The organism is Candidatus Symbiothrix dinenymphae, assembly GCF_001431085.1.
This window is the reverse complement of sequence record NZ_BBRU01000573.1, coordinates 1-2545: the sequence shown is the minus strand read 5'-3', so window position 1 is coordinate 2545 and position 2545 is coordinate 1. Positions and strand designations below refer to the sequence as shown.

3 protein-coding genes are annotated in these 2545 nt (G+C 26.8%); all 3 read right to left on the bottom strand.

Going from position 1 to position 2545, the window contains the following annotated elements:
- On the bottom strand, nucleotides 1-413 hold a 413-nt coding region (locus tag ASC50_RS06045; RefSeq protein ID WP_158648533.1), incomplete at its 3' end, for a hypothetical protein.
- Nucleotides 410-1117, bottom strand: coding sequence for a hypothetical protein (locus ASC50_RS06040; protein WP_055430729.1), 708 nt, complete (start codon nucleotides 1115-1117; stop codon nucleotides 410-412). The genes ASC50_RS06045 and ASC50_RS06040, both read right to left, overlap by 4 nt.
- Nucleotides 1114-2442 (bottom strand): hypothetical protein, encoded by a 1329-nt coding sequence (locus ASC50_RS06035; protein ID WP_056928823.1) that lies wholly within the window; start codon nucleotides 2440-2442, stop codon nucleotides 1114-1116. The genes ASC50_RS06040 and ASC50_RS06035 overlap by 4 nt, the downstream gene beginning before the upstream one ends.
- Nucleotides 2443-2545 lie beyond the last annotated feature (103 nt).

Sequence of the window (2545 nt, the reverse complement as noted above, 5' to 3'; positions counted from 1 at the left end):
GTATTAGATAAATTTTGAAAAAACGAAATTTTTAGCGTTACAACTCCAACGAAGAGTAAAACTATTGCTACCCAAAATAACCACTTAAATTTAACTTGTAATTTTTTTGTATTGGAAGTCAGTTTACTTATTATGTTCTCTCTATTTTGATATTCTGTCTGGTTTAACACGACATCTTTACAACTTTGAATAAATTTAGTATTTGTATCCATTGCATAAAATATTAACAAGATAGAAAGAACACATAGAATATTAAAAACTATTGCTATTATCAGCGGACTATTCCCATTCATAAAAGCCTCTATTTCTATTCCTGAAATAATACCAACAAAAAATCCCAAAATAGTATTATCCAATTTTTTATAGATATTATAATTCTCTGTAAGCATTAATATTTTTTGTCCTTCTTTCATGTGATTATATTTTTACAGTTAGAACATTGGTTTATAAACTCAGATTGTTTATTATTGTCTATTTCGTTGGTATTCTCTGCAAAAGTGGTTAAAATCGAAATTATACTATCGTTATATAGGGTGTAATTGTTTTTAATATCATCTAAAGTTTGGTCGATCTGATTATTTCGATTTCGTATTGATTTATGTTTGATTTTTTCAATTAAACGCAAAATAGGATTTGCCTTATCTACAAAATGTTTAACGCTATTTTGAAAATTAGAATCCGTTAATTGTTTTAAACGCAAAGTTAATTTATTTCTGTCGTTAATTTTATCAATTTCATCAAGAATGCTATTTATTTCATTTGCTGATTTTAAATGAGTTAAAATCATACAAGGTTTTGTTGGATATTCTTTAGAAATAAAATCTTGATAAAATTTTAGACCTGATATAGTTACCGTTCGTTCATCTACATTTTCAAGTTGATAATCAACAATAAAAGCAGTAATATTATCAGAAAATGTACTAAGAGCGTCTTTTACTGCTTTTTCTGCATTATTTTTTTGAGGATTCTTGTTATTAATAGAATCTCGCACATTATTAATAAACGAATTATCTGTACTTTGATTTTCAGGATAAAAATCATAACGAGATGATAGCAAATTTTTGATTTTATCAATGTCTGTTATATCGTCTTCAATAATTACAATATATGGCTTCATTTCATTTGATTTTTTAGGGGAATCATTACTTTAAATATATTTGTTTCAGATATTTTATCTTCTTTGAGTTCCTTTAACCCATTATGTTTCAATAAGACTTGTTTTAATAGATTTAATCCGTGCACATTACCTCTTAATTCATGCTCATTGTGCGGATAGTAGTGATTATTTTCTACTATCAAATATAAAATATCATCTGCCAACTCTGTTTTTAAGGTAATTATTAGCGGAATATTATTATTAACGATTTTATTATCAAAACTTTTTTCAATCACATGTTTTTTTATATTATAAAGTAATTCAAAAACAAGTTCTGTGCAAAAACCTTTGGGAAAAGATACTATTTCTCTCAAATCTGTGTAGCTAATATTAATTGCATTAAAAACTATATGTTTATCACATTGTTCTTTTGTAATACTCTTATTATTAGCAATTTGCAAGTTAAATATTTTGTCATATGCTCTTTTGAACATATTCACTATATTTATAATTCCAATTTTTTCATCTTCTATTTCTTCTTTTGGTAAATGTAAAGTAGATAATAACCAAACTTTATTAATTAAATAATCAAAGAAATATTCTAAAGAATTAATATAATTAGGTTTTTCTTTTAATTTTCTGATATTTAATTCTTTAGAATTATAATAATCGTCTATTCCGTGGTTTAAAGTAAGAGTATAATCCGCTTTTTCCTTTTCAAGTACCCATTGTGAAAATTCATCATTTTTGTGGTGCTTTCGTATAAATGCGCTCATATCTTTTCGCAATAGCATCAAAAGTTGTTTTGGAAGGATTTCATTCGCTACTTCCTTTTTGCTACTATAAAAGCCCAATAAGCCTTGTGTTATAAACTTTTCTTTCCCACTTTTCTTATTTTCTTTAAGTTCAGAAATGCGTATGAGGTATAGCCATTGAGTATCGGAGGGCATAAAGTCAAGATTAACTTCTTTATCGTTGTAGATATTTTTCCATTGTTTTTGTTCATCTTCCCATTGATATTCTGCTGTGGTTTCACAAGCGATACATTGCGTATCATCTGTACCGTTGAGAAATTTTATAAACTCAGGAAATTTGTATAAATCCTTATCCGGACTTTCGCTTAATTGTTTCAATTCATTTTTTTTACCCTCTATGTCTGGACTATTTTGCTCTAATTTTTTGATTTCTTCTTCGATTTCTTTAACCTCATATTTATGATTAATATAGTATTTTTTGAATTCATTTAAAATATCACTCTGTTGATATTGTACATGAGGTATTTCTTGTCCATCGGTAAAAATAAAAAATGCTTGTACGTTTTTTTCTGGGAAAAGTTTATAACACAAGGCTTATTGGGCTTTTATAGTAGCAAAAAGGAAGTAGCGAATGAAATCCTTCCAAAACAACTTTTGATGCTATTGCGAAAAGATATGAGCGCATTTATACGAA